The organism is Microbacterium sp. SW12, assembly GCF_055391095.1.
The window spans coordinates 2309979-2332998 of the sequence record NZ_AP024335.1 but is presented as its reverse complement, the minus strand read 5'-3'; the positions used below and the strand labels follow the sequence as shown (position 1 = coordinate 2332998).

Annotated in this window: 22 protein-coding genes, 1 tRNA gene and 1 other RNA gene; 19 read left to right on the top strand and 5 right to left on the bottom strand. The window is 67.6% G+C overall.

The window, feature by feature from the left end; genetic code table 11:
• The first annotated feature begins 26 nt into the window (after positions 1-26).
• Together MICSW_RS11805 and MICSW_RS11800 are read left to right on the top strand one after the other, a co-directional pair.
• Positions 27-377, top strand: coding sequence for a hypothetical protein (locus tag MICSW_RS11805; protein ID WP_464495993.1), 351 nt, complete (start codon positions 27-29; stop codon positions 375-377).
• 7 nt (positions 378-384) lie between these two features.
• On the top strand, positions 385-1380 hold the full coding sequence (locus MICSW_RS11800; protein WP_464495992.1) for a TIGR00341 family protein: 996 nt from the start codon (positions 385-387) through the stop codon (positions 1378-1380).
• 3 nt (positions 1381-1383) lie between these two features.
• Here the strand turns inward: MICSW_RS11800 and MICSW_RS11795 are convergent, their stop codons facing one another.
• The gene (locus MICSW_RS11795) at positions 1384-1839 is read right to left on the bottom strand and encodes a hypothetical protein (RefSeq protein ID WP_464495991.1); all 456 of its coding nucleotides are present in this window, start codon (positions 1837-1839) and stop codon (positions 1384-1386) included.
• An 84-nt stretch (positions 1840-1923) separates the two neighbouring features.
• Between MICSW_RS11795 and gnd the strand changes: the two genes are divergently transcribed.
• Positions 1924-2982, top strand: a complete 1059-nt coding sequence (gene gnd / locus MICSW_RS11790; protein ID WP_228177971.1) for a phosphogluconate dehydrogenase (NAD(+)-dependent, decarboxylating) — start codon at positions 1924-1926, stop codon at positions 2980-2982.
• 37 nt (positions 2983-3019) lie between these two features.
• A complete protein-coding gene (locus tag MICSW_RS11785; protein ID WP_228177972.1) occupies positions 3020-3385 on the top strand; it encodes a PLD nuclease N-terminal domain-containing protein in 366 nt (121 codons plus the stop codon).
• Here MICSW_RS11785 and MICSW_RS11780 read toward each other — a convergent pair.
• Positions 3361-4602, bottom strand: a complete 1242-nt coding sequence (locus MICSW_RS11780) for a sensor histidine kinase (protein WP_464495990.1) — start codon at positions 4600-4602, stop codon at positions 3361-3363. The two genes, MICSW_RS11785 and MICSW_RS11780, sit on opposite strands and share 25 nt — an antisense overlap.
• Before the next feature lie 50 nt (positions 4603-4652).
• On the opposite strand from MICSW_RS11780, the gene MICSW_RS11775 reads away from it, so the two are divergent.
• From MICSW_RS11775 to MICSW_RS11720, 12 genes are all read left to right on the top strand, one after another.
• Positions 4653-6515, top strand: coding sequence for an ABC transporter permease family protein (locus MICSW_RS11775; protein ID WP_464495989.1), 1863 nt, complete (start codon positions 4653-4655; stop codon positions 6513-6515).
• Between the two features lie 3 nt (positions 6516-6518).
• The gene (locus MICSW_RS11770; protein ID WP_464495988.1) at positions 6519-8537 is read left to right on the top strand and encodes an FtsX-like permease family protein; all 2019 of its coding nucleotides are present in this window, start codon (positions 6519-6521) and stop codon (positions 8535-8537) included.
• Positions 8537-9148, top strand: coding sequence for an FtsX-like permease family protein (locus tag MICSW_RS11765; protein WP_464498367.1), 612 nt, complete (start codon positions 8537-8539; stop codon positions 9146-9148). Before MICSW_RS11770 ends, MICSW_RS11765 begins: the two co-directional genes overlap by 1 nt.
• Position 9149: 1 nt before the next feature.
• Entirely contained in the window at positions 9150-10082 is a 933-nt protein-coding gene (locus tag MICSW_RS11760; protein WP_228177978.1) for an ABC transporter ATP-binding protein, read from the top strand.
• Positions 10075-10797: an ABC transporter ATP-binding protein gene (locus tag MICSW_RS11755; protein ID WP_464495987.1), complete on the top strand. Its 723-nt coding sequence runs from the start codon at positions 10075-10077 to the stop codon at positions 10795-10797. The genes MICSW_RS11760 and MICSW_RS11755 overlap by 8 nt, the downstream gene beginning before the upstream one ends.
• A 73-nt stretch (positions 10798-10870) precedes the next feature.
• Complete coding sequence (locus tag MICSW_RS11750; protein WP_464495986.1) at positions 10871-11506, top strand: DMT family transporter; 636 nt, start codon at positions 10871-10873, stop codon at positions 11504-11506.
• Positions 11464-11769, top strand: a complete 306-nt coding sequence (locus MICSW_RS11745; protein ID WP_464495985.1) for a hypothetical protein — start codon at positions 11464-11466, stop codon at positions 11767-11769. Before MICSW_RS11750 ends, MICSW_RS11745 begins: the two co-directional genes overlap by 43 nt.
• 53 nt (positions 11770-11822) lie before the next feature.
• Complete coding sequence (locus tag MICSW_RS11740; RefSeq protein ID WP_464495984.1) at positions 11823-12239, top strand: GNAT family N-acetyltransferase; 417 nt, start codon at positions 11823-11825, stop codon at positions 12237-12239.
• Between the two features lie 42 nt (positions 12240-12281).
• Positions 12282-13370, top strand: a complete 1089-nt coding sequence (locus MICSW_RS11735) for a DNA glycosylase AlkZ-like family protein (RefSeq protein WP_464495983.1) — start codon at positions 12282-12284, stop codon at positions 13368-13370.
• Positions 13371-13393: 23 nt separating this feature from the next.
• Entirely contained in the window at positions 13394-13741 is a 348-nt protein-coding gene (locus tag MICSW_RS11730; RefSeq protein ID WP_464495982.1) for a DUF2200 domain-containing protein, read from the top strand.
• Positions 13738-14151, top strand: a complete 414-nt coding sequence (locus MICSW_RS11725) for a VOC family protein (RefSeq protein ID WP_464495981.1) — start codon at positions 13738-13740, stop codon at positions 14149-14151. Before MICSW_RS11730 ends, MICSW_RS11725 begins: the two co-directional genes overlap by 4 nt.
• A 420-nt stretch (positions 14152-14571) precedes the next feature.
• Positions 14572-14661: transfer RNA gene (locus MICSW_RS11720), tRNA-Ser, on the top strand.
• Between the two features lie 55 nt (positions 14662-14716).
• On the opposite strand, the gene MICSW_RS11715 is transcribed toward MICSW_RS11720, so the two are convergent.
• The 3 genes from MICSW_RS11715 to MICSW_RS11705 all read right to left on the bottom strand — a co-directional run bounded on the left by MICSW_RS11715 (position 14717) and on the right by MICSW_RS11705 (position 19237).
• Positions 14717-16912, bottom strand: coding sequence for a transglutaminase TgpA family protein (locus MICSW_RS11715; protein WP_464495980.1), 2196 nt, complete (start codon positions 16910-16912; stop codon positions 14717-14719).
• A gap of 89 nt (positions 16913-17001) precedes the next feature.
• On the bottom strand, positions 17002-18222 hold the full coding sequence (locus MICSW_RS11710) for a DUF58 domain-containing protein (RefSeq protein WP_292725874.1): 1221 nt from the start codon (positions 18220-18222) through the stop codon (positions 17002-17004).
• 1 nt (position 18223) lies between these two features.
• Positions 18224-19237, bottom strand: coding sequence for an AAA family ATPase (locus MICSW_RS11705; protein WP_464495979.1), 1014 nt, complete (start codon positions 19235-19237; stop codon positions 18224-18226).
• A 142-nt stretch (positions 19238-19379) separates the two neighbouring features.
• On the opposite strand from MICSW_RS11705, the gene ffs reads away from it, so the two are divergent.
• The 3 genes from ffs (at position 19380) to MICSW_RS11690 (ending at position 22994) form a co-directional block, all read left to right on the top strand.
• Positions 19380-19476, top strand: an RNA gene (ffs, locus tag MICSW_RS11700) — signal recognition particle sRNA small type.
• A gap of 105 nt (positions 19477-19581) precedes the next feature.
• On the top strand, positions 19582-21765 hold the full coding sequence (gene pta / locus MICSW_RS11695; protein WP_464495978.1) for a phosphate acetyltransferase: 2184 nt from the start codon (positions 19582-19584) through the stop codon (positions 21763-21765).
• The gene (locus tag MICSW_RS11690) at positions 21762-22994 is read left to right on the top strand and encodes an acetate kinase (protein WP_464495977.1); all 1233 of its coding nucleotides are present in this window, start codon (positions 21762-21764) and stop codon (positions 22992-22994) included. Before pta ends, MICSW_RS11690 begins: the two co-directional genes overlap by 4 nt.
• Positions 22995-23020 lie beyond the last annotated feature (26 nt).

The following is a 23020-nucleotide window of genomic DNA, read 5'->3' as shown; positions in this document are numbered from 1 at the left end:
GGCGGGCGCCCCGCTTGGAGGGGAACATGGCGGGCAGGCGACCTTTCGGAGTCACCCTGGTGGCGATCATCGCCTGGCTCACGGGTGCGCTGCAGATCATCGCGGGAGTGCTGCTGCTGATCGGCGGCGAAATCACTTTCGGCATCGTCGCGATGCTCATCGGCTTCGTCACAATTCTGGTGAGTCTGGGGCTGTTTGGCGGCAGCAATGGCGCCCGCATCCTGACCGCCGCCGTCTTCGTGCTGAATATCGCCGGTTCGGTCTACCTCATGATCACCGAGCCGGCTCAGCTCTGGTCGGCGGTGGGGTCTGCAGTGCTGCCACTGATCGGCCTCCTGCTGCTGTTCACCTCTCGCGCCAACAGCTTCTTCCGCTAGAGGTACCGTGTCACGGCTTACCGAAGCGCTCATTCCGCCGTCGCAGCGACTGTCGTCCGACGAGCTTCACGATGCGCTGAACCTCGGTGCGGGGGATGTCGGCCGCAAGCGTTCCGCCTTCCTCATCATGCTCGTGCTCTCGGCGATCATCGCCGCGGCCGGTGTGCTCGGCGACTCGACGGCGACGGTCATCGGAGCCATGATCATCGCGCCGCTTGCCACCCCGATCCTCGGTATCGCACTCGGGATCGTGGTCGGGCAGTTGCGGCTGGTGGTCAGTTCCCTGCTCTGGGTGCTGCTGGGTGTGGTCCTGGTGGTCGCCATCGGCGCGATGTTCGCCGTCTTCGTCGCCGATCCGACAGCCCTCGCAAGCAACTCGCAGATCACCGGTCGTACCTCGCCCGGGCTGCTGGACCTCGCGGCCGCGTTGGCGACCGGAACCGCCGGTGCCTTCGCGATGTCTCGACGCGACCTGAGCACCGTGCTGCCCGGTGTCGCGATCGCGATCTCGCTTGTTCCCCCGCTCGGTGTCGTGGGTGTATGCGCGGGTGTGGGTGAGTGGGACGCCGCAATCGGCGCCCTGTGGCTCTTCCTCTCCAATGTCGTGGCGCTCATCATCGCGGGCAGCATCGTTTTCACCCTCGCGGGGTACGCCCGCGAGCCAAGCTCGCTCCCGACCGCGCGGCGCCGCCGTGCCTACGTCATCGTGGGAATCGCTGCCGTCATCGTCGTCATCCCGCTCGCCTTCAACACCGTCGTGTCCTTCGCCCTCGCCTCGTGGGGGCTCACGATCCGAGATGCGGCCCAGGACTGGGTGGGGTCCGATGCCTCCGCATCCGTGGCCGGCGTCAATTGGGTCGGCGTCAATGCGACGATCGATGTCGTCACCGAGGACGGGAGTATCCCCGACACGGCAGACCTCGCCACGGCCTTGGACGGGCTGCCCGAGTTCGTCGGCGTCTCGGTGCGGGTACAGACCGAAGCCGAATACGCGATTCGCTGACGGTCAGACCCGGATCGGGAACGTCGCCAGGATGACGACTCCGACCGCTCCCAGCGCTGTCGCGCCGATCAGGAGGAACTTGCGGGCCCACGGTGCGAGGTCGCGTTGGGACATCGCGGTGAGGAAGAGCACCAGTGCGAAGAGCACGGTGAGGAGCGAGTAATTGTCGCCGCGCTGATTGTTGGTGAGCGCCTCCTGGAACTTCGCATCCGCGCGTTCGTTAAGTTCCTGCGCCTCGACGGTGCCGGGAGGGATGTACTCGGGCACCGCGAAGGGACCGGCTTCAACCTGTACTCGTGCGCTGGATGCCTGGCTGAACGCGATCGACATCTCGCCGCCCCACTTGGAGGCCTCGAACCCACACCATGCCGTGAGGACTGCCGTGATCGACAACACGAACACCGCCATGATGTCGAGCCAGTCGCGGCGCGGACGGGTCGCTGGCGAATCTCCACTCACGCGGTCATCCTATGGCTCTCTAGACTGCAGGCAGGCCCGCATCGATTGGCCGTGTCAGCGATACCGCGGAACAGAGGATCACGAATGCAACTGGGAATGGTCGGACTCGGACGAATGGGCGCGAACATCGTGCGCCGCCTCATGAACGACGGGCACGAATGCGTCGTCTACGACGTGAATGCGGATGCCGTGACCGCGCTCGCCGGCGAGGGCGCGACGGGTGCGGAGTCGTTCGCCGACATGGCGAGCAAGCTCGAGGCACCTCGTGCGATCTGGCTCATGATCCCCGCGGGCCTCACCGGCGATGTCGTCGACCAGGTGGCCGAGGTGCTGGAGCCCGGGGACATCATCATCGACGGCGGCAACTCCAACTACCGCGACGATGTGCGCCGGGCCGCGAAGCTCAAGCCCAAGGGCATCCATTACGTGGATGCCGGCACCAGCGGCGGCGTGTTCGGCCTTGAGCGCGGTTATTGCCTCATGGTCGGCGGTCCGAACGAGGCATTCGACCGGATCGAGCCGATCCTCAAGACCATCGCGCCCGGCAAGGGCGACATCGAGCGCACGCCGGGGCGTACCGGCGACTACGCGCCCGAAGAGCTCGGCTACCTGCACTGCGGCCCGTCGGGGGCCGGCCACTTCGTCAAGATGGTCCACAACGGCATCGAGTACGGGATCATGGCCGCGCTCGCCGAGGGGATGAACATCCTCAAGAACGCCGACGCGGGAGTCCGCGAAGCCGAACATTCGGCCGAGATCGCCCCGCTGGAAGAGCCTGAGTTCTATCAGTTCACGATCGACACCCCCAAGGTCGCGGAGCTGTGGCGTCGCGGATCGGTCATCTCGTCGTGGCTGCTCGACCTCACCGCAGCTGCCCTCGAAGAGAACCCCACGCTCGACGGACTCGCCGGCCGGGTCTCCGACTCGGGCGAGGGCCGCTGGACCGTCAAGGCCGCCGTCGACACGGGGGTTCCCGCTCCCGTGCTCTCTGCAGCGCTGTTCGAGCGGTTCGCATCCCGTGATGAGGATCACTACGCCAACCAGCTTCTCTCGGCGATGCGCCTGCAGTTCGGTGGCCACCACGAGCTTCCCACCGGGGATGTGCTCGAGGCAGGTGCTCGCAAGTCCGATCAGGCTGGCTGACCTTTACGGCTGCGCGGCCTGTGCTTAGGCTGTCGGCATGCCAGTGCTGTTCTCGGTCCTCGTCATCGCACTGAGCATCGGTGCGCTCATCGACGCGATCGTCATCTCCGAGAATCGCGTGCGCTACCTCCCCAAGGTCGCGTGGGTGATTCTGATCGTTCTCGTGCCGCTGCTGGGCAGTGTCTTCTGGTTCGCACTGGGACGGGACTATCAGCGTGCGCCGGCGCCCTGGCGCGAGTACACCGACAAAGGGGCTCCGCCGGCGAGCGCCCCCGTGCGGCCCCGCGACACGCGCAGCACCGAGCAGCAGCTAGCCGATCTGGACCTCGAGATCGAGGAGTGGCGACTTCGGGCTGAGATCGAGAAGCGCAAGCGCGATCACCGCGACGGCTCGGCAGGCTGACCGTCCAGCGCGGGAAGATTCGCTTCGAAGGTCGTTCCCTGGCCCGGCGCGCTGGTGACGCGCAGGATGCCGCCGTGTGCGCTGACCAGGGCATGAGCGATCGCGAGTCCGAGGCCCGAGCCCGCAGAATGGCGGGAGGTGTCGCCCCGCCAGAACCGCTCGAACACATGCGGTAGTTGTTCGGCCGGGATGCCTGGTCCGGTGTCGTGTACGCGCAGGATGACGCGGTCGGCGTTCATCCGTGTGCTGACCGTGACGTCGGCATCCGGCGGAGTGTGCTGCAACGCATTACCGACGAGGTTGCGCGCGACCTGGGTCAACCGAGGTTCGTCGCCGAGGACGGGCGCGGGACCATCCGTGTCGACGATGAGGCGGCGTTCAGGATGCAGCACGCGAGCGTCCGAGACCACCTCTGCGGCGACGGCGGCGAGATCGACCGGCGTGTTCTGGAGGGGCCGGCCGGAGTCGGTCCGCGCGAGCAGGGACAGCTCGTCCGTCAGCAGCCTCATTCGCCCCAGCTGTCGCTCCACGCGCGCCATCGCTTCTGCGAGGGCATCGGGGTCGGTCAGACCACCACGCAGGTAGAGCTCGACCCAGCCGCTCGCTGTGGTCAGCGGCGTACGCAACTCGTGCGAGGCATCTGCGACGAACGAGCGCATGCGGTTTTCGGCATCCTCTTGCACATCGAAGGCGAGGTTCACGGTGCTCGCCATGCGCGCGATTGCCGGGTCGCCGCTGCTCTCGACCGGAAGACGGAGGGTGCGGTCGCCCTCTGCGATCCGCTCGGCGTGCTCAGCCATCGCCGTGAGTGGGCGAAGACCACGACCGACGACGATCGCCGCCGCAATGATGAGGATGATGGTCGTCACCACCGCCGTCACCGACAGCGCCGAGATCAGGAGAACGCCAGTGGCCTCGCGATCGGTTGTGCGCACCACGAGCACGGCGGAGGTCACCGGGACTTCGCTCTCGTTGTCGCTGAACGACAGCGAGAAGCCCGTCGTGTCGATCGTTTCGGCGAGGTACCGGCCGTCGATGTCGGTCGGCTCGTGAGCGGCGCGAGCCACAATCGTCGGGACATCGGCTTCGGGGATTCCCGCGGCCGCGAGCACGCCCTCGCCGTCGAGAAGAATGATGCCGAGCGAGCCCGCTGCGATGCGCTGCACGTTCTCGTCGGAGACGACGGCGCCGCCTGTCGCGTTCAACCCCGCGGCCATCCGCTGGGCAGGGCCCTCGGCTAGAGTGCCAGGATGCGGAGCGGGTGCGAGTGAGCGGAGGCATCCGTTTCGCCCTCCGCCGCGCTGGCGCCGCGCGTGCGTCACTTGTGGCCCTGGCAGTCTTCGCGGGGCTCTCGGGCGCGCTGGTCAGCGCAGCAGCGTCGGTGGATGCAGCTCGGGTGGCGCACTCGGCAGAAGAAGGGTTGGCGAGCGACGGGTCAGCCGGTGTCGCCGCGGTCGCGGTTGGAATGCTCGCGCTGCCGGTCGCCCTGGCCGCGGTGCTGTCGGCAGCGGAAGTGACCCGGTCACGCGCCGGCGAGACGCGATTGCTTCTGGCCCGCGGCATGCGGCCGCGCCGGCTCGTGACGATGGCGGTGTTCGAGGCCGCCCTCATCGCAACGGTGGCGGGCCTCGCCGGTGCTCTCGGAGCCGGTGTGCTCTTGTGGATGCTGACGGCAGCCGCTGCGCAGGTCGTGCTGACGGCTACGGGTGTTGCGGTGTTCGTCGTCGGCACTGCGGGTGCCGCGGGGCTGCTCGCCGGTCGCGAGAGCCCGCCGGCGCGGGGCGTCGCGGTCGCTGTCGCTGCGATCATTGTCGTCGCCATCGTCACCGGGGTGGCGACCTGGCGCCTTCTGACCTTCGGTGTGGATCCGATCTCGTTCCTGGCCCCGGCGCTGCTCCTGCTCGTGGTTGCCACTGCATCGACCGTTCTCGCACTTGCCGGGCTCCGGATGCTCAGCAGCGCGGCGTCCCGGAGTCGGGGCCTCATCCTCGTCACGGCGCTGCGGCGGCTCTCTCGCAGGCCCGGGCGCTCCGCCTCATCGATGATCGCCGTCGCCATTGCGGTCGGAATAAGCGTCGTGGCAGCCTCGTACACGTCCAGCGCTGTCGGTGTCGGCGAAGGACCGGAAGCGCTGCGGGTGGGCGCAGACCTTCGCGTCGTGACCATCCCCGCGGACGTCACACCCTCGGCAATTTCCGCCGCAGCCGGGGCGGACGCCGCAATGGAAGGCCGTCAACTGGTTGCAAGCATGCCCTCGACGCGCTCGGAGCGCGACCGCGTCCCGATCCTGGCGCTGGAATCACAGAAGATCCGCGAGGTGATGACGGCGATCCCCGGTGTCGTCGACCCGGGCGAGTGGTCCGAGCGCTTGAGCCGACTTTCGAGTGCCGGCCAGATCCCCGCTCTCGTGTCGCAAGACGTCGCCGATGATCTGGGGCTGATCGAGGGTGACTCCCTTGCCCTGGATGCCTCCTCGCCCTCACTGACTGCGGACCTGGTGGTCGCCGGCGTGGTTCCCGTTATCCCAGGGACACCCGGCTCGCGAGGTTTTCTCGTAGATCTCGCGCGCCTGGCCGTCGTGTCGGGGGAGCGGGTCGAGCCCAATCAGCTCTGGATCGCCGCCGACGACCCCGGTGCCTCCGCCGCGCTGATCGAACGGGAGTACCCGCAGGTGGTCGTGCTCGCCCCCGATCCGGCTGTTGCAGCAGACCGTGTCGCCCAGGGATCAATCCTTCAGGTGTCGGCGATCGGGTCCGTCCTCATCGCCCTGACTCTGCTGGTCCTGCGCGGCAGAGTCAGCGGAGTCGAGGCCCGCGAGGCGGCGCTGCTGTCCATTGTGGGAGCCGGCAGGCGAGGTGCGACCACGGTGGTGGCAACGCAAAATACGACGGCGCTCGTCGTCGGTTTCGTGGCCGGAATCATCGGGGGAGCGGTGACGGCAGCGGCGACGGTGCCTCCGGCTGTCCGGTGGGCATCCGGTGATCTTCCCGCTGCCTACCCCGTCGGCATCCAGGTCGATGTTCCCGCCTTGCTCGTGCTGCTGGCGGTGCTGCTGGTCGGTGGACTCGCCATTGCCTGGTGGGTCCGTCTTCCGCGAGCGCTCGCGCGGCTGATCCGAGAGGACGAGTAACGGATGCCACCGAATCGCCTCTCGGTTCTCCGCCTGCTGCGGCGTCGCTTCGGCATGCCGCGCGGTGCCGCGACGGTCATCGTCGTTCTTGCTGCGCTGACTGCTCTGCTCATCTCCGTTGCGCCCCGCATGCTCGTCCAGGTCACTCGGGACGAGGTAGCTCACCAGGTGGGGCAGCTCGCCCCGACAACACGAGACCTGACCGGGACGGTATCGGCGGTCGTGCCCGATGGCGGCATCCCGGGCCTGGAATCGTCACTGTCGAGCGCGCGCGATCAGTGGCCGTCGATCGTTCAGAGCCTGGTCGGTGATGGCGAGGTCGCGGTCTACACCGATCCGCTACGGGCATCGCCGGAGGCTCTGGGGCCGACCTCGCCCTTTACTGACGTTCACCTCATGGCAGAGCCGGATGCCCTCGCGCACCTGCAGATTGCCGAAGGGGCGTGGCCGAGTGCGTGGTCGGGTTCCGGGCCGATCGAGATCACCCTGTCGGAGGACGCGGCCGCCACGATGGACTGGCCGATCGGAGAGCGGCGCACGATTCTCACCGCGACGGCACCGCTCGAGCTGGTATTGACGGCGACGGTGCGAGCAGCAGATCCGGATGATCCGCGCTGGCTTCATCTGCCAACAGCGCTTACGGCAACCGTCTTCGACGACGGGAACCGGCGTCCGGTGGCGACCTCCGCTGCCTGGATTGATCCCGGGACCTGGGAGGTGCTCGACCCGCCAGGGACGGTGGTCGTGTGGTACCCGGTCGATGCTGCCGGTGCCGCCGACGTCGATGTCGCGCAGCTGCTTCCCGCGATTCGCGCAATCGTCACGTCACCGCTGCCGCTGGGCCCGGGTGGCGATGTTCGCGTGGCGCTCGATTCCGGTCTGGTCGCCGCGCTCGGCACCGCCGTCGGGCGTACCGAAGCGACGCGTGCGATCCTTGCGGTGGCGGCGGTAGGCCCTGTCGTCGTGGCCTTCTCGCTCGAGGTCCTCGCGGCGGCGCTCATGGTGCGTAGACGTCGGCTGCAGCTGGCGCTGCTGGCCGCGCGAGGTGCCGCCTCGTCCCAGTTGCGGCGCCTGCTCGCTCTCGAGGGGGCGCTGCTCGGCATCCCCGCCAGTGTCCTTGCGGCCGCGCTCGGGGTCTTCCTCGTTCCCTCGGACGCAGGCTGGGTCCCTGTCGCGCTCGCTGTTCTCGCGGGTGCGGTTCCGGCCGCGGCACTTGCTCTCGCACTGCCCCGACATCTCCTCGCTGTCGGTCGGGAAGACCTCGATCGAAGGCGCCGCACGCTGCCGATGCTGGCGACGGAGGCTCTCGTGGTCGTGCTCGCCGCGGGAGCCGTGACCGTGCTGCTGGTCCGCGGCGCGGGCGCTGGAGCTCTCGATCCGCTCGCGGTGGCCGCGCCGCTGCTGGTGACCGTAGCGCTCGCGCTGATCGTCGTGCGGCTGCATCCGATCCCCCTCGCTCTGGCCTTGCGTCTGCAACGGCGTCGCTGGGGAGCGACGGGCCTCGTGGGCGCCGCGCGCGCCGTCCGGGAACCGGTTGCCGGGACGGCGGCAGTGCTCGCGATGCTCGTGGCCGTCGCGATCGCGGTGTTCTCCTCGGTTGTGCTTGCCACCGTCGACCGTGGCGCCGTCGTCGCGGCTGAGCGCATGGTCGGCGCAGACATCCAGATCTCCGGCCCGTACGTTGATGCCGATCAGCTCGACACGATCCGGGGGGTCGAGGGTGTCGCGGCCGTCGCGGGCCTGCTGCGCGGCGACTATCTGCCGGTCACGGGCCCCGGGGGCCGCGTAACCGCCGAGGTCATCGCCACCGATCCGACGGCGCTCGCGGCTGTGCAGGACGGAATGGTGGGAGCCTTCCCCGGGGACTCGCCGACGGGGAGATCCCCGTGCAGGTCGTCCCCTCGACGGCGCTCGCTGCCGACCTCGGTGGAGCGATCGACGCCATTTCGGGGGCGCCTGCGGAGGCAGCCGAACCGATCGAGCAGATTCTGGGTCTCACGGCTTCGTCGGAGTTCGTCGTGATGGGGGCCGATGACTACACCGCACTCACCGGCAAGGGCTTTTTCCCGCGCACGGTGCTGATCGAGGTCGCGCCGGGCTACGACGCCGCTGCCGTCATCGATCGCGTCGGTCAGATCGTCGGCGGCACCTTCTCGGTAAGTCTGCTGGATGCCTCAACCGACGAGATCCGCAGTTCTCCGGCGGTCACGGCCCTGCGGGTCGCCTTGCTCAGCGCGGTCGGTATCGCGATCGCGCTGTCGGCGGTTGCCGTCCTCGTCGTGGCCGGCGTGACCCGCGATGCGCGCTCCCGCGTCATTGCGCTGCTGCGCACGATGGGCATGGGGCGCCGCGAGACACGCGGCGTCGTGGCGTGGGAGTTCGTTCCGCTCGGAGTCACCGCCTTGGTGGCTGGCGGGGCTCTCGGCATCCTGCTGCCCCTTCTGATCGTGTTCTCCATCGATCTGCGCCCGTTCACCGGTGGGGGCGGCCAGCCCTCGCTCTTCATCGATCCCGTCCTGAGCGCTACGCTCGTCGCGATCGTGCTGGCAGCTCTCGCCCTCGCCGTGATCGGCGGCGTGCTGAGTGCTCGCGCGACCTCGACGGCGACAGTGCTGCGAATGGGGGAGGACTGAGATGACACCAGCACCCTCGGCTGAAGCCGACATCCACTGCGAAGGACTCGTGCGGATCTTCACCGTCGCCGATATCGAGGTGCAGGCCCTCCAGGGCCTTGACCTGTTCGTCGGTCGCGGGGAACTTGTCGCACTCGTCGGAGCCTCGGGTTCAGGCAAATCGACGCTGCTGGCGATTTTGTCGGGATTGGATACCCCCACGGCGGGGAAGGCTGTGGTCGCTGGCCGTGACCTGCCGTCGCTGACCAACCGCGATCGCGTGGCCTACCGGCGCGATGTGGTGGGCTTCGTCTGGCAACAGACAGCGCGGAACCTGCTGCCCTACCTCTCCGCGCTCGAGAACGTCGAGCTGGCCGCAGCCATCGGGCGCAAGCCTCGTGCGAAGGAGCGTGCGCTGCGGATGCTGGATCTCGTCGGGGCTGCCCACCTGGCAGGCCGGCACCCGGCAGAGCTCTCGGGCGGGCAGCAGCAGCGCGTCGCGATCGCGGTCGCACTGGTCAATGAGCCTCGGGTGCTGCTGGCCGATGAGCCGACCGGCGACCTCGACGAGGAAGCATCGGCGGAGGTTCTTCGCACCTTCGAGCAGGTCAACGCCGAGCTGGGAACCACCGCTCTGATCGTCACCCACGACCCGGCGGTCTCTGAGCACGTCCAGCGGACTGTCCAGATCCGGGACGGTCGTACGGCAACCGAAGTGTTGCGCTGGACTCACACCGATGACGACGGACGCGAGCACGCCATGGCCGAGGAGTTCGTCGTGCTCGACCGAGTCGGGCGGATGCAGCTGCCGGCGGACTACCTGACGAGCCTGGGCCTGCGTGATCGGGTGCGACTACAGCTTCAGGCCGATCATGTCGCGGTGCGGCCCGGTCACGAGGGCTCTGCAAGCCGGGGCGGAGCCGGAGAGACACGAGGCGAGGCTACGGATGAGTGAGCGTTCCGTGGAGCCCGTGGTCACGGCATCCGACCTGTCGGTGACCCACGTGACGCCCGCCGGAGAGGTGCACGCCCTCGTCGGGGCCTCGCTGGAGCTGTACCCGGGCGAACTCGTCGTGCTCATCGGCCCCTCGGGGGCGGGAAAGACGACCCTCCTGCACGTCCTTGGCGGTATCGAGACGGCGTCGAGCGGATCGGCCCGCGTCGGAGAGGTCGTCATCACGGATGCCTCGGAGCGTGACCTCGACAGGGTCAGGCGTGAGGACGTCGCCTTCATCTTCCAGTCGTTCGGACTTCTGGACGCGCTCACCGCCGCCGAGAATGTCGAGATCCCACTGCGGATCGCCCGGACCGAACCGGGCGCGCGCGACGAGCAGGTCGCGGCGCTCCTGGAGCGGGTCGGCCTGGCTGGCCACGCCGGGCAGCGTCCGTCGGAACTGTCTGGCGGTCAGCGTCAGCGTGTCGCGATCGCTCGGGCTCTGGCGGCGTCGCCGCGGGTGCTGCTGGCCGATGAACCGACCGGCCAGCTCGACTCACACACCGCCGAGGCAATGATCGACCTCATCGCCTCGGTCGCGCACGACGACGGCGTCGCGGTGCTGCTGTCAACGCATGACCCATCGATCGTGGCCCGCGCGGACCGGGTGCTGGAGATCCACGATGGGGTGCTCACCGAACGAGGCGTTCTCGCGCAGCCCGCGGCATCCGGCTGATCGGCGTCCCTAGATCCTGCGCTGTCGGATAGCCTGAGCGCCAGGTGACACGGCGAGACAGCGGGGGACCCACATGGAGCTGAGTTCGTTTCCGATCATCGGTATCGCGCTTGCCGTGTTGTCAGCGGCGCTGCTCACTGTCGGAAACCACCTCCAATCAGTCGGAGTGGAGCGAGCGAAGGGCGAGAGTACTTCGGGACTGGGGGCCGCGGGGTTCTGGGCGCTTGCCAGAACTCCGGTCTGGCTTCTCGGCTCCGTGCTGTTCGGGCTGGCGATCCTTGCACAGCTCACCGCTCTGGCGTTCGCACCCCTGATCGTGGTGCAGCCCGTCGGTGTCATTGCTTTGGTCTTCGCATCGGCGCTCACCGCGCTCGTCACCCGGCGCAGGCCCAGCAGCGCCGAGATCGTCGCGATCCTCGTCGCTGTCGCCAGCCTCGCGGCGTTCGTTGGCGTCGCGGCCGCCGTCAGCGTGCAGACGACGATCACCGATCGCGAGCTCATCCTGATCCTGATCATCCTGCTCGTCGTTCTCGCCGTCACCTTCGCTGTTCTTGCACTGCTGCGCCGGCGGGGCATCCCCCCTGTCGCCTACGTCGTGCTCGGGGGCTGTTCGCAGGTTTCGTCGCGACGCTCGGCAAGACCGTCATCCTGCGCGTCCAGACGGCGTTGGCATCGCAGGACTTCCGTATCGACGACACCAACCTCCTGACGATCGCGTGCCTGGTCGGGATCGCGGTGGCCGGGGCGCTCTCGATCTATTTCGTCCAGACGGCCCACACGGTTAATACTCCGCAGACCGTCGTGGCGGGCCTCACGATCGTCGATCCGTTCATCGCCGTCATCCTCGGCATCTCGGTGCTCGGCGAGGCAGTCGGGGCACCGCTGTGGAGCTTCGGAGTGTTTGCGGTGGCCGGCGCGGGCGCCATGTGGGCGGTCTGGCGGCTCGCCTCGATCACGCAGCCGACGCGATGACCGGTTTCCGCGTCGCGGCATAAGCGACGGACCGGCTCGGGGAGAATATCCCCATGGCTGCATACGAGTTCTCCGCCGACCCGCGTCGTGTCGATCGGGCCACGGTTCACCGTTGGCTGAGCGAGCTGTCGTATTGGGCACGCGGACGCAGTCGCGAGCAGCAGGATGCCGCGATCGAGAACTCTCGCAATTACGGGATCTATGACTCCGAAACCGGCGCGCAGTTGGGTTACGCGCGGATCGTGACGGACGACGCGACCTTCGCCTGGCTGTGCGACGTCTTCGTCTCACCGGACGCTCGAGGTCAGGGCATCGGGAAGGCGCTCATGGCGGGAATCGTCGCCGACGTCGAACCGCTCGGCGTCCGGCGTATCATGCTCGCCACTGCTGACGCGCACGGACTGTATGCACAGTTCGGATTCGAGGGTGTCCGCGCGCCCGAGAAGTACATGGTTCTCGGCGCCCACTGAGCTGGCTGCATGGGTGTCGGCGCGGAGCGGTACGCTCGCGGCATGCATCGCCTCACGCGGGACGAAGCGCGCCGAATCGCTGTGCGCGCCCAGTTACTGGATGCCGATCGTCCCGGCGATGTCGTCGAGGTCGCCGAGCAGCTCGGCAGCATCAAGATCGATCCGACAGTGACCATCGCGCCCGCGGAGCAGACCGCGTTCTGGAGTCGGATCGGATGGGGGTACGAGCCCGGGCAGCTCAAGAAGGCCGTCGAAGACGATCGCCTGCTGTTCGAGTTCGATGGTCGGTTCTTCGCGTCCAGCCTGATGCCCGACATGGTCGCGTTGATGCGCGCCCGGCAGCTGCGTGCCGCGTCTCGCGAATACCTCGAGGCGAACGCCGCCTTTCGCAAGGACGTGCTCGCTCGGCTCCGCGCGGAGGGGCCGCTGCTGGCATCCGAGATCCCTGACACGAGCGTGGTGCAGCGCAGCAACGAGAGCGGCTGGTACGGATCGAACCAGGTGCCACGGATGCTCGAACTGCTGTCGGTCATCGGCGAGGTGGCCGTGGTTCGACGTGAGAACCGGCAGCGCGTGTGGGACCTTGCCGAGCGGCTGTACGGTCCCGATGACGGGTCCATCACCGCAGAGGAAGCCGAAGAGCGGTTGCAGCAGCGGCGCCTTCATGCCGCGGGTATCGCGCGACAGAAGTCGCCCTGGAGCGAGGTCGGTATGGCGGGGGAGCCGGCCGAGGTCGAGGGGAGCGCGTGGAAATGGCGAGTCGACCCCGAGGCGATCGCCGCGCTGGGAGATGACCCGGGTGGCCGGGTCGCGATCCTCAACCCGTACGACCGGATGCTCTTCGACAGGTCCCGCCTGGCTGAACTGTTCGACTTCGAGTTCATCCTCGAGCAGTTCAAGCCCAAAGCCCAGCGTGTGTACGGCTACTTCGTGCATCCGATCCTCATCGGTGACCGTTTCTCTGCGCTGATGGATGCCGAACTCGACAAGAAGAAAGAAAACCTCGTCGTCTCCGCGGTTCACGAACTGATCCCGTTCGATGACGAGGAACGCGAGATGGTGGATGCCGAGATCCGCGATCTCGGGGAGTGGCTGGGTGTTCCCGTGGTGTTTGCCTCGGGACGCAGGTAGACCCCGGCGCGTACCCTCGGATCATGGCGCACCGGATCCTCACGACGAGCTTCGCGTCGGTCTACCCGCTCTACGTTGCCAAGGCAGAGCGCAAGGGCCGGTCGAAAGGCGAGGTCGACGAGATCATCGCCTGGCTGACGGGTTTCGACGACGAGGCTCTCGCGCAGCATCTCGAACGTGAGACCAGCTTCGAGGAGTTCTTCGCGGATGCCGACCTCAATCCGCGCGTCTCGGCGATCACCGGCGTCGTCTGCGGCGTTCGTGTGGAAGAGATCGAGGATCCGCTGATGCAGAACATCCGCTACCTCGACAAGCTGATCGACGAACTTGCCAAGGGCAAAGCAATGCCGAAGATCCTCCGGGAGGCGTGACGGTGCCTCTCGTCGACCACCTCGCCCTGACTGTTGACGACGTGCCCGCCGCCGCGAGCCAGTTCGAACCTGTGCTCCTCGCGCTCGGGTACACCCGAACGGATGCCGGCAGCATCGTGTTCTGGACCTGTCCAGGAGAGTCCGAACTCATCTTCTATCCAGCGCGCGAGCCGGGGACGGGCCCGCACCGCCACGGTCGGGTCGGCTGGCAGCACCTCGCGTTCTCGGTCGGCTCGCGCGCCGAGGTTGACCGACTCCACGAGATCGCGGTCCGCGCTGGGTGGACGATCGTGCGTGACCCGAAGCCGTACCCGCGCTTCACGCCCCGCTACTACGCATCCTTCGTCGAGGACGCCAACGGTATCCGCATCGAGTTCATGCACAACCCACCGCGGGAGTCGACGGACTGACTGTGCCCCGGAGCGCCGGGACCGCTCGTCGGGCCCTGCTGCTCAAGGACGCAGTCGCGTAGTCTGCCCCGCCCTCTGCCTGACGGCAGAGCGTCGGATGGCTCTGGCGCCGAGCCGCGATCGGCCATAGCGGTATCTCGGTATCTCCGGGTCGGCCCTCCGTTCAGTCGCGCCCTGACGTTGGTCACGAGACCCGGAAGTCGCGCGAAGGCGCGACCGAGTGACGGTGCTCAGTATCTCCGGGCACGAGGTGTTCTTCGGTCGCGCCTTCGTGCGGGTCACGGGCGGCGACACCCGCATTTCGGCGCGACTGAAGAAGGACGTCCTAGCTCACGGCGGTTTAGACCGCCGGGCACTGCCTGATCCCTCGCGCTGGTCGGGGCGGCGAAGAGGCATCGGGTACGATGGACAGGCTGTTCTGGTGACGTGTCTGAGCGGCCTAAGGAGCACGATTGGAAGTCGTGTGTGCGTGCAAGCGCACCGTGGGTTCAAATCCCACCGTCACCGCCATTGTCCTGAGCCGCGTCACCGTTTACGAACGGGTCGCGGCTCAGGGCTTTTTCGTCTAGCCGCGGGTGAACAGGCCGAACACGAGCGAGCGCGGCGCGACGAGAGCGATGGAGCGTCGAGCAGGAGACGCCGCCAGCATCACCTGCCCCCGAACGTCTCGTGCCGCACGCACAAGCGTCCCGCGCTCGGTTCCCTCACCGCCAATCCGGGCCCCCGACGCCGTGCGGGCACCTGCCAGTGCATACGACTCGCGTTCGATAGCCGACACGAGTATGGACATGGCATCCGCATCAACGCCATGCTCTCGCACGAGCCGGTCCCCGAGCATCCGCGGGGTGTCGCTACCTGCCACGCGGATGCCGAGATCTACCGCCGTATCCCGAACGATTGCCCACGCGGCAACCGCATCACCGCGCGCGGCCGAAGCAAGCCGCCGCCGTCGGCGCAGCTCAGCCACAACTCCCGGCGCCGCCAGAAGAGCAAGCAGCCCCATCGCGAAGGCTCCCCAGCCAAACGCCGCCAGGTTGCGCTGCAGGGGAAGGGGAACCGTGGCATTCGGGGTGTCGAGGTTCTCGGAGAGGGCCGACCGCGTGGGTTGCGGCGTCGCCGACGGCGCAGATGACACCGTCGGCGTGGGGCCAGCCGCATCATCCTGCGCGGCATCCGTGGCCGAGCCGAACCGCGTCGCCGTTCCGAGGCTGTTGGTGGGTTCGAACGCGACCCAGCCGATCCCATCGAAGTAGACCTCGGGCCACGAGTGAAGCTGTCCGCTGAGCACCGATCGCACGTTCTGCCCGTCGACGACGGTGCTCGTGTTGACGCCGGGCAGGTAGCCCACGACGATCCGGGAGGGCATGTCGAGAGTTCGGGCCATCAGTGCGAACGCCGACGCGTAGTGCACGCAATACCCCGACTTCACGTCGAGGAACGATGCCACCGCATCAGCGCCTGACCCATCGAACCCCTGCTCAACCGGGGCGTCGAGCGAGTACCGGAAGTCAGCCCCGCGGAACCACGACTGCATCGCGATCAGGGCGTCATAGTCGTTCGTGGTGCCAGCCGTGATCTCTCGCGCTGTCTGGGCGATGATCTCGGGAAGATTGTCAGGCAGAGCGGATGCCGTCTCCCGAACCTGGCCAGGATTGGCATCCGCTGCTCGGATCTGCTCGAGGGTCGGCTCGGGGACGCGGGTCTCGACGACATACGACTGTCCCTGCGTTGCGCCGTTGTCGCCCACGACAGTCCGGTTCAGTGGCATCACGTTCCACGAACCCGACAGGCCTTCGACTCCCACAGCGGGGAAAGGCACCGGAAGCCAGGATGCGGAGAGGTCGGTGATCTCGACAGTCGTGAGGTATTCCGCAATCTCGATCCCGGGGGACGCCTCGACCTCCCCGAAGGCGCGGGAGCTGTCCAGCGGAAGTGACCATGTGCGATCGGGTTGCCAGACGGCGCCGGTGAACTCGCTGAGCGTTGCCACGCGCAGGTACGGAGGCAGAGGCGCGGTCGAGCGCATCCGCAGGACCTCGATCTGCTCAGGGCGACGCAGATCCTGCCCGAGCGAGAGGGATGCGTCGATTCCCGCGGCACCGCTTCCGGATGCGACCCGGGGACCGGGCTGGGGGAGCGAGGGTGTGATGATGAGGGTCGCGACCAGAGCGAGAGCTCCGATACCTGCCGCGACAGCGGAGGCACCGCTGGCGCGTCCTCCCCGAGGCTCCCGGCCGCGGGTCTCGGCGCGAAGCAACAGCAACACAGCCGCCGCGAGCAGCGCGAACGACCAGAGGTTGACGGCGCTGGGCACCGCCAGAGCAGGGATCAGCGACACCGTGAACAGTGCGACACCGGCCAGCAGCGGCATCCGTGCTGTCAAGGCAATGTGATCCACAGCAATCGTGAACAGGCCCGCTGCCCCGACCACCAAGAAGCTCAAGGCCGGGGTCGGAACCATGGGGGCCGCGCTGTAGAAGATCTCCTCGGATGCCGTGACCACGAGGCCTGCTGCCTGATCCACGCTCGCAAAGACCGGGATGATTCCCCACAGCGCGGTCTCTCGCAGGAACACGACGGTGACAACGCCGATCGTGAGGGCAAGCTCGACCGCGCTGATGCCGATCGCCGACATCCGGGTACGGCGAAGCAAGAATCCTGTGACCATGATCGCCGCCGACAGCGCGAGGGTGCCCCAAATCCAGGCGCCGGGCGCGATGACTCGCGTCACCGGAAGAAGGGCGGCAACGATCCCGACCATCACCCCGATCGTCAGTAGTGCGTCAGAACGTCCGGTTCGCATCCCCCGCCAGCGGGCCCTGCGAGCAGCTCTCCATCGTGTCGACCAGCTCATCGCCTCTGACCCTGGTCTCGCGCGTCGTCCCACCAGCCGGGCATCTCGGGGCCCACGCGAATGGCCTGAACCCGCCACCCCAACTCCGCCGCTCGGTCGAAGGCGTCAGCGCTGGCGTCGGTGGCCAGCAGAATCGGCAGGGTCGTGTGTGCGCCGATCGGAGCGAGGGCGGCGACATCGGCCTCCGAGAGGGTGCCGGTAATGATGACGATCGGGCCGCTGCCGACGCGGGCGAAGGCGCGCGGTAAGTCATGGATGTTGTGCCCAGTGCCGGCGACGATGGTTGCGCAATCTGCGGCGAACGCGTCGAGGAGTGCTTTCTCGCCCGGTTCGATGGGCTCGTGGAGGGGTGTTCCGTCGCTCTCGAGCACGCTCACGGTGTAGCCGTCGTGGGACAGTTGCGCGACAGCCGACACGGTAGTGGCAACTGCCGCCTCGAAAGCGGGATCCTGCCCGGGCGCTGCGGCGGCCCCGGCGCCCCAGCGCGCATCGTCCCGGTCGATCACGACGACGGCATCCGGTGCAGCCTCATTCTCTTCCTGGCGCACCATGAGTCCGTCGTGGTGAGCTGACGCACGCCAGTGGATGCGGCGCATCGAATCCCCTGGCTGGTAGGGGCGGGCCAGCAGATTGTCCACGCCATGGCCGCGCTGCGTGTGGGTGGCGTGGAGCGCCCCACCCGCTGTCGCCGTCATCGCCCGCAGTGCCGTTACCTCGACCTGCGCGGGAGCGACCCGGACCGATTCGGCTTCGATCACGCGCACCGCGCGTCGGGCGAGCCCGAAGGGGTCTTCGGTGATGACCCGCAGCGGACCGAGAGCGTAGGTGCCACGCGTGCTGGGCGTCACGCTATATGTCACCGAGGCTGCCTTGTCGGCCCCGCCCCAGTTGAGGTCGCCCTCAAGCTCGCCGATGAAGACCGGGTCGGCGAGCTCGTGCCACCGTCCGGACCTGCCCATCATGCGCGAAGGCGGCCGGAGCGTCACCGTGACGGTCGTGGGTTTGCCGACCGTCGAGACGTCGGGAACGATCCGCCGAGGCGTGGCGGTGGGAGCCGCCCGAAACCAGAGCGATGCGAGACTCCCCGCACACACCACGACCATGAGGACACCGAAGAACATGAGTTCGACGACGCCGGTCTCTCCCGCGATCACGAACGAAGCGATGGCGAGGATCAGGGCACCGGTGCCCCGAGGCGTAAATGGCCACCAGCGCATGTCACCGCCGCGAGGCGAGCGGGACGCGGGCGCTTGCCGCGATCTGATCGAGGGCACCCGCCACCGCGGCTTCGCCGTGGTTGGCTCCGCCGGCTGCGCGTGTGGCGATCAGGCGGTGGGCGAACACCGGATGCAGGAGGCCGGTGATGTCGTCGGGGATGACAAAAGATCGTCCCTCCAGCGCCGCAGCCACCTTGGCAGCTCGAACGAGTTGCAGCGTCGCGCGCGGGCTCGCTCCGAGCTTCAGGTCGGGGTGAGCGCGGGTCGCCTGAGCGAGGGAAACGGTGTACTCCTCGATCGCGGGCGCCACATGAATATGCCGCGCCGCAACGATCAGCTCAGCCACCTCGTGGGTTGTGACGACGGGTCGGACGGATTCGAGCGGGTTGACTGTCTCACGCTGGCGCAGCATGAGGGTCTCGGCGCGTGCATCCGGGTAGCCCATCGAGATCCGCATCGTGAACCTGTCGCGCTGCGCCTCGGGAAGCGCGTACGTCCCCTCCATTTCGAGAGGGTTCTGGGTGGCGACGACCAGGAACGGGTGCGGCACGAGGTGTGTGTGCCCGTCGACGGTGACCTGCCGTTCCTCCATCGCCTCCAGCAGTGCGGATTGGGTCTTGGGGGAGGAGCGGTTGATCTCGTCGGCGATGACGATGTTGGCGAACACGGCACCCGGTTTGAACTCGAACTCACGCTCGATGGGGTTGAAGGCCGAAACACCGGTGACGTCGCCCGGGAGCAAGTCGGGCGTGAACTGGATGCGTCGCACCGCGGCGTCGATGGATGCTGCCAGCGCCCGGGCAAGCATCGTCTTTCCGACTCCGGGGACATCCTCAATAAGAAGGTGCCCCTCGGCGAGCAGGCAGATGAGTGCGCTGCGAGCCGCTTCCGGCTTGCCGTCGATCACGGATGTGATCGCCCCGAGGATCGCGTCGGTGACCTCGGCGAAGCGCTCCACGGCGATTGGCGGGCTTTCTGCGGTGACCCGCTCCTCGCCGATGACGCTTTCGGTCATGCCGACCCCCTCCGCCTGTGCGCGCGCCGCCTCGTCGGATATGCGGCGCCTCGTCGGTCGTTGCACAATCGTAACCTCGGCTGACCGGGTGCGGCTCTGGGAGGACGCCGCGAATCCCGGCGGGACGAATGGTTAGACTAGGGGAAGCTCTCCGCGCGGCGGCATCCAGGCCAACTCCCCCAGGACGGAAACGTAGCAAGGGTAACCAGGCTCTGCCGGGTGCGCGGAGAGTCTTTTCATGCCCGCGTGGTCCTGACGCAACGGGGCGTGAACATTCGGTTGCCTCGGGTTTTTCTCCGGTAGGCACCCGGCGGCACCCCCGCGGTCGCACCTAGGCTGATGGGGTGGCGCAGAGCATCTTCATCACCTCGGCAGAAGGTCACTCCGGAAAGTCCACGATCGCCCTGGGGGTGCTCGATGCGTTGAGCCATGCCACCCCACGCGTCGGCGTGTTCCGAGCGATCGCCCGCTCGACCACGGAACCCGACTACGTGCTTGAGATGCTCCTCGCGCACGACGGCGTCGACCTGCCCTACGACGACTGCATCGGTGTGACCTACGACGAGGTGCGGGCTGACCCCGATGCGGCTCTCGGGAAGATCGTGGAGCGCTACAAGGCCGTTGAGGCGCAGTGTGACGCCGTCGTGATCGTGGGGAGCGACTACACGGACGTCGGGTCACCCGCGGAGCTCGGCTACAACGCCCGCATCGCGGCAAATCTCGGTGCCCCAGTCTTGCTCGTGATGAGCGGCCGAACCGGCGAAGCGGAAAAGCTCGGGTCGTCACCTGCGCGAACCCCCGAGGAGATTGGCCAGATCACCGCACTAGCACTGGCCGAGCTCGCCCACGGACGAGCGGGGCTCCTCGCGGTGATCGTCAACCGTGCCGATGCGGAGCGGATCGAAGACGTCGTCGGATCCGTGCGTGAGGTCATCGATCGTGCTCGCGAGCCCGAGCACGTGGCATCCGACGGTGTCGTGCCGGTGTGGGCGATTCCCGAGGACACGTTCCTGGTGGCCCCCACGATGCGCGAGGTCATGGCGGCGATCGATGGAACCCTGATCAAAGGCGACGAGGAGTTGCTCTCGCGCGAGGTCCTCGGTGTCGTGATCGCGGGGATGTCGATGGTCAACGTGCTGCCGCGGCTGAGTGAGAGTTCCATCGTCATGATCCCAGCCGACCGCACCGAGGTGCTGCTGGCGACGCTGCTGGCGCACTCCTCGGGCACGTTCCCGTCGATTTCCGGCATCCTGCTCAACGGCCCGTTCCCCCTGCCCGAACAGATCGACAGGCTGATGGATGGCGTCTCCTCGAACCTGCCGATCATCGCAACCGATGAGGGTACCTTCGAGACCGCCGTCAAGGTCATCAATACGCGGGGACGCTTCGCCGCGGCATCCCAGCGGCGGTACGACACCGCGCTGTCGATGTTCGAGCAGTACGTCGACACCGCGATGCTGAGCAGATCGCTCGGCTTGGCGCGGTCGTCAGTCGTCACCCCACTCATGTTCGAATACCAGCTCGTGGAGCGGTCCCGCGCGGATCGGCGGCGGATCGTGCTTCCCGAGGGAAACGACGATCGCGTCATCCGGGCCGCCGCGACAGTCCTCGCGCGCGGCATCGCCGACCTCGTCATCCTCGGCGATGAGGGCGATATCCGCACGCGAGCGGCAGAGCTCGGCGTCGACCTGACAGCAGCGCAGATCATCAGCCCGTTCGACCCCCACTACGTCGAACAGTTCGCGCAGGAGTACGCGCGCCTGCGGGCCCACAAGGGGATCTCGCTCGATCAGGCAGCCGACACCGTCACCGACGTGTCCTACTTCGGGACGCTGATGGTTCACCTGGGCCTGGCCGATGGCATGGTCTCGGGTGCTGCGCACACGACGGCGCACACGATCCGTCCGGCGTTCGAGATCATAAAGACCAAGCCGGGTGTCTCGGTGGTGTCGAGCGTCTTCCTCATGGCTCTGGCCGACCGCGTGCTCGTGTACGGCGATTGCGCCGTGATCCCTGATCCCACTTCTGAGCAACTCGCCGACATCGCGATCTCGTCTGCAGCGACAGCCGCGCAGTTCGGGATCGACCCCCGCGTCGCGATGCTGTCGTACTCGACGGGGGAGTCCGGGTCGGGGGCGGATGTCGAGAAGGTGCGCGCAGCCACCGCCTTGGTCCGCGACAGGGCGCCGGAACTGCTCGTCGAGGGCCCCATCCAGTACGACGCAGCGGCTGACGCGGCGGTTGCCGCCGCGAAGATGCCCGGTTCACAGGTCGCCGGTCGCGCAACAGTCTTCGTCTTCCCGGACCTCAACACCGGGAACAACACCTACAAGGCGGTCCAACGCTCGGCCGGAGCTGTCGCGATCGGGCCCGTCCTGCAGGGGCTCAACAAACCCATCAACGACCTGTCGCGGGGCGCGCTGGTCGACGACATCGTGAACACCATCGCGATCACCGCGATTCAGGCCCAAGCGGATGCCGACACCTCGGCTCCAGCATCCAGTGAGAAGGAAGGGACCACCGCATGAGTGTCGTCCTCGTCGTCAACGGCGGTTCGTCGTCATTCAAGTACCAGCTGATCGACATGGACAACGAAGCGGTGCTCGCCTCGGGCCTCGTGGAACGGATCGGGCAAGAGAACGGTCACGCGCGTCACACCGTCACCGCGGCGGAGTTCGCCCCGGATGAGCCGGCACCGACATTCGTGAGCGCGACCTCCGAGCGAGACCTGCCGATTCCCGACCACACCGCAGGCTTCCAGGTGATGCTCGATGCCTTCGCTGCGCACGGCCCCTCACTGCAGGCGAATCCGCCCGTCGCCGTTGGTCACCGCGTCGTGCACGGTGGGGCGCGCTTTTTCGAGCCGACGCTGGTGACTCCGCTGGTGCTCATCAACATCGAAGACCTGTCGGTACTCGCGCCCCTCCACAACCCAGGGGCGGTGCAGGGCATCCGTGCCGCACAGGAAGCGTTCGACACGATTCCTCACGTCGCCGTCTTCGACACCGCGTTCCATCAGACGCTCGCCCCCGCCGCCTACACGTATGCGATCGACACCGAACTCGCGCAGGAGCACCGCCTGCGCCGGTACGGCTTCCACGGCACCTCACACAAGTTCGTCAGCGAAGCCGCAGCGGCGTTCCTCGACCGGCCGCTGGGAGACCTGAAGCAGATCGTGTTCCACCTGGGAAACGGAGCCTCGGTCACCGCGATCGACGGTGGTCGTTCGGTCGACACGTCCATGGGGCTCACACCGCTGGAGGGACTTGTCATGGGCACCCGTTCGGGCGACGTCGACCCGGCCATCGTGTTCCAGCTTGCGCGACGCGCGGGGCTCTCGATCGACGACCTCGACGATCTGCTCAACAAGCGCTCGGGACTGCTCGGCCTGGCGGGGGCCTCCGACATGCGCGACATCGAACAGCGACGCGAGGACGGCGATGAGGCGGCGACGCTGGCCTTCGACGTCTACATCCATCGCCTGCGCACCTACGCCGGCGCGTATCTCGCGCAGCTGGGCGGCGTGGACGTCATCTCCTTCACCGCCGGCGTCGGCGAGAACTCGCCCATCATCCGTGCGGCGGCCCTCGAAACCCTCGGCTTTGCGGGAGTGGAGATCGACCCCGAACGCAACGAGCGGCGGGAGCGCGGCATCCGTCGTATCTCGACCGATGCGTCTGAGGTGAGCGTCCTGGTCGTACCGACCAATGAAGAACTCGAGATCGCTCGGCAAACTCTGGGCGTCGCGCAGGGCTGAGCGCCCGCAAACCAGCATTGCGGCAG

Coding starts and splice junctions, on each gene's coding strand:
- MICSW_RS11805 (WP_464495993.1), top strand. CDS start 27: ATGGCGGGCAGGCGACCTTTCGGAGTCACCCTGGTGGCGATCATCGCC.
- gnd (WP_228177971.1), top strand. CDS start 1,924: ATGCAACTGGGAATGGTCGGACTCGGACGAATGGGCGCGAACATCGTG.
- MICSW_RS11785 (WP_228177972.1), top strand. CDS start 3,020: ATGCCAGTGCTGTTCTCGGTCCTCGTCATCGCACTGAGCATCGGTGCG.
- MICSW_RS11780 (WP_464495990.1), bottom strand. CDS start 4,602: ATGGCCGCGGGGTTGAACGCGACAGGCGGCGCCGTCGTCTCCGACGAG.
- MICSW_RS11770 (WP_464495988.1), top strand. CDS start 6,519: ATGCCACCGAATCGCCTCTCGGTTCTCCGCCTGCTGCGGCGTCGCTTC.
- MICSW_RS11765 (WP_464498367.1), top strand. CDS start 8,537: ATGGGGGCCGATGACTACACCGCACTCACCGGCAAGGGCTTTTTCCCG.
- MICSW_RS11760 (WP_228177978.1), top strand. CDS start 9,150: ATGACACCAGCACCCTCGGCTGAAGCCGACATCCACTGCGAAGGACTC.
- MICSW_RS11755 (WP_464495987.1), top strand. CDS start 10,075: ATGAGTGAGCGTTCCGTGGAGCCCGTGGTCACGGCATCCGACCTGTCG.
- MICSW_RS11750 (WP_464495986.1), top strand. CDS start 10,871: ATGGAGCTGAGTTCGTTTCCGATCATCGGTATCGCGCTTGCCGTGTTG.
- MICSW_RS11740 (WP_464495984.1), top strand. CDS start 11,823: ATGGCTGCATACGAGTTCTCCGCCGACCCGCGTCGTGTCGATCGGGCC.
- MICSW_RS11735 (WP_464495983.1), top strand. CDS start 12,282: ATGCATCGCCTCACGCGGGACGAAGCGCGCCGAATCGCTGTGCGCGCC.
- MICSW_RS11730 (WP_464495982.1), top strand. CDS start 13,394: ATGGCGCACCGGATCCTCACGACGAGCTTCGCGTCGGTCTACCCGCTC.
- MICSW_RS11715 (WP_464495980.1), bottom strand. CDS start 16,912: ATGGTCGGGATCGTTGCCGCCCTTCTTCCGGTGACGCGAGTCATCGCG.
- MICSW_RS11710 (WP_292725874.1), bottom strand. CDS start 18,222: ATGCGCTGGTGGCCATTTACGCCTCGGGGCACCGGTGCCCTGATCCTC.
- MICSW_RS11705 (WP_464495979.1), bottom strand. CDS start 19,237: ATGACCGAAAGCGTCATCGGCGAGGAGCGGGTCACCGCAGAAAGCCCG.
- MICSW_RS11690 (WP_464495977.1), top strand. CDS start 21,762: ATGAGTGTCGTCCTCGTCGTCAACGGCGGTTCGTCGTCATTCAAGTAC.